The following is a 4696-nucleotide window of genomic DNA, read 5'->3' on the forward strand; positions in this document are numbered from 1 at the left end:
AGAATAAAAAACCTCTTAATTTTTGAAATAAATTAAGAGGTTTTTTATATTAGCTTTGAAATATTAGGTTAGTCTTTGTCTGGCTCAGTTGCATTTAATTTTTGCTTTAGTAACGCATAATCTTGCGTTAATGTTACAAGTTGATGATGTTGTTTAGAAATTTTTCTTGTTAGGTCAAAAATTAAAATGAAACAGAATAATAGTCCAAATAAGAATAAAATGGAAGGGGGATATTCTACTTTTAATAGTTTTCCAATCCAGTTTATAATTTTATCGGTAGAACTTAAAATAGCCATTGCAATACAAACAAAAATCCATAAAACAGCATATTTCGTTTCTAAAGTTCCACGGCGAATGGAATTAATAATTAATAATAATAATAATAAAATAAAGATGAATGAAAAGGTAATTATAGGCATTTATTATCAACCTTTCACGATTTTTTGCATCAATATAGCAAGGCTTACTTTAATCATGTAATATGCAGATTTAAAAGGTGTGATGGAAGATTGTCCACCTTGTCGCTCTTGCATATTTACAGATATTTCATTAATGCGAAGTTTTTTCTTTTTTAAATGAATAAGAACTTCTGGTTCTGGATAGTCTTTTGGATAGTTGTGTGCAAAAATTTTAATTACTTCTCGATTGATAGCACGATATCCAGAAGTTGGATCCATAAATGTTTGTTTTGTTAGTACTTTCAATAGGGCAGTAAAATAAAAAATACCGATTCTTCTGGAAATACTACCTTTATATGCTGTTTTTTCTGTAAAACGTGACCCTAGCACCATATCGCATTCATCTTCAGCGATTGGCTTTATAATTTTATATAAATCATCTGGATTATGTTGTCCATCAGCATCGAACTGAATCGCAATATCATATCCGTTCTCATATGCGTATTTATATCCAGTTTGTACAGCTGAGCCAATACCTAGGTTATATGGTAAATTCACAAGGTGAACAGGAAAATCTTGTACGATTTGAGCTGTTTTATCGTGTGATCCATCATTAATAACACAAATGCTTAATCCTGTGAAATGCTGTTTTAGTTTTAATAATCTTGTTAATGTATCTGCAATTGCTTCTTCCTCGTTATACGCTGGAATAATAATTAACGTTTTTGGTATTGAAATTGGTACTTCAATAGTCATTACCGCACCATCCCTTATATACTTAATCATATTATGGTTATTTTTAAACGAACTTTATTTAATATACCATTAATAGTATAACAAAATAAAGGAAAAGCTGGTGCATGATTTAGGAGAACAGATTGATAATAAAATGGTAAGAGGTGATATTTTGTATAAAAAAATACATGCAAGGAAGAAAAAATCTGTGCATGTATATGGAAGAGTATCGTATTAAATATTCCAAGGTTTATTTAAAGTTAAAACCTCAGCCATTTCTTTGCTTTGTAAACGCCCTTTTTTTCTATTTTCCGCGCGTTCTGAACCGGTTGTGTGTAACCAATGTTCTTCCTCAGTTTCAGGAAGTACTTGTGGTACGGACGAAGGTTTTCCATCTTTTATTGCCACGAATGTAATGAAGCAAGTAGCGGCAATTCTACGCTCGCCTGCTAATAAATTTTCTGCGATTACTTTTACGAAAACTTCCATTGAAGATTTACCTGTATAACATACAAATGCTTCATAACAAACAGAATCAGCTTGGTGAATTGGAGTTAAAAAATCAACTGAATCAATAGATGCTGTTACGCAATGTTTACGACTATGTCTTGCAGCCGCAATTGAAGCAATACTATCAATCTCTGCTAATAATTTCCCTCCAAAAAGTGTTTGGTGATTATTTAAATCGTTAGGAAAAACACGTGTTGTCTTAATTGCTTTAGATTCTCGCATGAATTTCTTTTCCATATATTCAGCCCCTATAGTCTGTTTTCAATCAGAATAATATGTGTAAGCTTAGTACTCATATTAGATATTTAATGAAGTAAAGTGTATTCCAAAAGAGGATTATTTAAACTTCTGTATTTGTATTCATGTAACTGAAAGAAAATTTATTTTATCTAAAATGTAGTGTAAAAGAGGATTCGCTTACATTGCAAGTAAAAAGTAATGACTATATATTTGTCATAGAAATTCCCTATCAGCCGTGTACCCATTCATGATAGAATCGTTTTGTTATGAATGGAAATAGAGGTGCAATGGACATATGAATCATATACAAACAAATTTTTCATCTTTCTTCAATAAAATTACAATCGGTGCGATGCTCGCATTTTTCGTTTATAGTTGTTGGGCAGCATTTGAGACAAGTAAGCAATTTTTTGGAGGAAGTACAACAAGTGTAACAATCATATTGGCAATTTTCGTCATACTCATTTTGTTAGTGGCATCAATTCTACAATATCGTTTTACAGATAAACAATTTCTTATTTTTCTTATAAGTATATCTATAGTTGTGAGGCTTAGTATGCTGTTATTTGTAGATGCTCCAATAATTGGTGATATGAAAGTGATGTATGAGTCTGCAAAGCAGATTGCAATTGGTAATAATATAGGGACTGTAACTCATTTACCTTTTATTATATATGAGTCGGTAATTATTCGTATATTTGGTGATTCATTATTCGCTTTACAACTATTTAATGTGCTATTTTGCACAGGAACAGCGTTATTTATTTATCGTATTGCGGGAATGGTTTTTGGAGAAGAATGCGGTCGTATTGCTTCTATCTTTTATGCTCTGTATATTCCAAATATATTCATGAGTTCCGTATTAACTTCTGAGTCACTTGCAATATTTTTATTTTATTTTGCTTGTTACATACTTTTATATAAAGGATTAGATCATCCTTATATGTGGGTGTTTTCAGCGATTTTACTTGCATTTAGTAATATGATTTTCCCAATGGGATTATTTCTTCCTATTTTTATCACGGTATATGTATTATTAATCGAAGTATTTCAATCAGCAACGAAACAAAAGGTGTTACTAAAAATGATAGGGATACTTATTCTATTTTATAGTGCCCATTTTGGTGTGAATTATGGAATTAAGACAATGGGAATGTCACAATATACGATTGCGAATGAGACGTATGTTCAATCTGTATTAATTGGAAAAACGCAACATGAGGAAAAAATATCGAAAAATCAAAGTGTAACAGGGCATATTGATCAAAAGTTAAAAGAGATTGAGGGAGAAAGATTTAAACTTTTAGAACCGATGATAAATCAGTTTTCAGATGAAGGGATAAATTCTATTCTTTTCAAATGTGAAAAACTGATATATATAGCCGTAACATTGTTTATGACTATAGCTCTATTACACTTCCTTATTAAGAAACAACAAAATGAGGGATATATGTTGTTCTTATTTTTAATTAGTGGCTACGTATTGTTAAAGCTCTTCCGATTAGATATGGCATATTACAATGTAATTATGCCAGCATTGTTTATTTTGCAGAGCTTTGGTGTTTATATGAGTTATGTGTATTGTCAAAAAATATTTTTCAGAAAATAAAAAGAATCCATTCTGGATTCTTTTTTTGATGGAAGATGAAATTTAGTAGTCAGTGCAGATGGAAAGTATGCCTGACTACTAAATTTCATCTTATCGATTTAATTCTAGTTGCAAATTATCGGCTGTTAGAGCCATTTGTGAGGAATCATCTTGAATTCCTTTCATTACTTGTGAAATAGCTTGTAGTTCGTGTTCAATTTTCTTATTCTGTTCTTTTGAGTTAGACATATCTTTTACGATTTCTTGGAAGTATCGATCAGTTGCCGACATACTATCCGTTCCTTCCGATACGAGAGAGCTAATTTGTTTCACGGAAGACGATACACGGGTAATTTGTTCATTTGTTTTTTCGACGAGCTTTGTAACGTTAAATATAGATTCTTTCGTTTGCTCTGATAATTTTCGGATTTCACCAGCAACAACAGAAAACCCCTTCCCAAATTCTCCAGCACGTGCAGATTCGATAGCTGCATTTAGTGCGAGTAAATTGGTTTGCTCCGCAATCGATTTAACAATATCTATGATTTCATTAATTTTGTTAGAAATATTGAGAAGTTCATGAGTATCTGTAATAATCGTCTCCATATTCATTTGAATAGATCCCATTCGTTTGTTTTGCTGGTTTAATTGTTCTTTCCCTTTATTCGCTTTTTCTTCAGATGTTGTAGCTAATGATGTACCTGTTTTAGCAATCTCTACAATAGTTTCAGATTTGGCGGTTAGTTTTTGAATAGAAGAGCTTGTTTTTTCAGATACAGCAGCTAGTTCTGTTGCGATATGCGTAATTGTCATAGCAGTTAATTCTTTTTCTTTCTCAAGCTCTTTTTGCATTCTTTCATATTCAGATTCATAAGCTGCAAGAACAAGTTCTTGTTCAAGAGTGAATAATTTATTTATGACATTTATAGAATATGAAAAATCATCGATTGTCGTTATTTTTGTTTGCAAAATCTTCATGATAGAGCGGAATAATTCTTGATAAGCAGCAGTATACCATTTTCGATGTAAACCAATTTGTACATGCCTTTTGGCAATCCTAACACGCTGTTCAATAAAATCTTCATGCATATGGCCGCTGAATAATTCTTTAATATGTGTTTTTAAAGTTTGTTTTAGTTTTGGAATAGAGCTGTAACGCTCAATAATAGTAATTAAATTAGGTTGTTTTGTAATGTTGTCATAGAATTTTTCAGTAAATCAATCA

The 4696-nt window shown here is 31.3% G+C and carries 5 protein-coding genes and 1 pseudogene; 1 reads left to right on the top strand and 5 read right to left on the bottom strand.

All coding sequences use genetic code 11. The features are described 5' to 3' along the window. Window positions 1-68: 68 nt before the first annotated feature. The 3 genes from ACQGS6_RS23245 to ACQGS6_RS23255 all read right to left on the bottom strand — a co-directional run bounded on the left by ACQGS6_RS23245 (window position 69) and on the right by ACQGS6_RS23255 (window position 1880). Window positions 69-419: a DUF2304 domain-containing protein gene (locus ACQGS6_RS23245; protein ID WP_001121774.1), complete on the bottom strand. Its 351-nt coding sequence runs from the start codon at window positions 417-419 to the stop codon at window positions 69-71. A 6-nt stretch (window positions 420-425) separates the two neighbouring features. Then, complete coding sequence (locus tag ACQGS6_RS23250) at window positions 426-1154, bottom strand: glycosyltransferase family 2 protein (RefSeq protein WP_000151539.1); 729 nt, start codon at window positions 1152-1154, stop codon at window positions 426-428. A gap of 213 nt (window positions 1155-1367) precedes the next feature. Then, window positions 1368-1880 (bottom strand): acyl-CoA thioesterase, encoded by a 513-nt coding sequence (locus ACQGS6_RS23255; protein ID WP_000412122.1) that lies wholly within the window; start codon window positions 1878-1880, stop codon window positions 1368-1370. A 298-nt stretch (window positions 1881-2178) separates the two neighbouring features. Here ACQGS6_RS23255 and ACQGS6_RS23260 point away from each other — a divergent pair, with 298 nt between their 5' ends. Then, a complete protein-coding gene (locus ACQGS6_RS23260; protein WP_001015634.1) occupies window positions 2179-3492 on the top strand; it encodes an ArnT family glycosyltransferase in 1314 nt (437 codons plus the stop codon). A 90-nt stretch (window positions 3493-3582) separates the two neighbouring features. Here the strand turns inward: ACQGS6_RS23260 and ACQGS6_RS23265 are convergent, their stop codons facing one another. Both ACQGS6_RS23265 and ACQGS6_RS23270 read right to left on the bottom strand, forming a co-directional pair. Next, the gene (locus ACQGS6_RS23265) at window positions 3583-4323 is read right to left on the bottom strand and encodes a methyl-accepting chemotaxis protein (protein WP_370940964.1); all 741 of its coding nucleotides are present in this window, start codon (window positions 4321-4323) and stop codon (window positions 3583-3585) included. A gap of 15 nt (window positions 4324-4338) precedes the next feature. Next, a pseudogene (locus ACQGS6_RS23270) lies at window positions 4339-4674 on the bottom strand (protoglobin domain-containing protein); the annotation flags it as partial. Window positions 4675-4696 lie beyond the last annotated feature (22 nt).

The organism is Bacillus sp. GMs2/2 (assembly GCF_050172095.1).
GTDB lineage: Bacteria > Bacillota > Bacilli > Bacillales > Bacillaceae_G > Bacillus_A > Bacillus_A cereus.

Coding starts and splice junctions, on each gene's coding strand:
- ACQGS6_RS23245 (WP_001121774.1), bottom strand. CDS start 419: ATGCCTATAATTACCTTTTCATTCATCTTTATTTTATTATTATTATTA.
- ACQGS6_RS23250 (WP_000151539.1), bottom strand. CDS start 1,154: ATGACTATTGAAGTACCAATTTCAATACCAAAAACGTTAATTATTATT.
- ACQGS6_RS23255 (WP_000412122.1), bottom strand. CDS start 1,880: ATGGAAAAGAAATTCATGCGAGAATCTAAAGCAATTAAGACAACACGT.
- ACQGS6_RS23260 (WP_001015634.1), top strand. CDS start 2,179: ATGAATCATATACAAACAAATTTTTCATCTTTCTTCAATAAAATTACA.
- ACQGS6_RS23265 (WP_370940964.1), bottom strand. CDS start 4,323: ATGCAAAAAGAGCTTGAGAAAGAAAAAGAATTAACTGCTATGACAATT.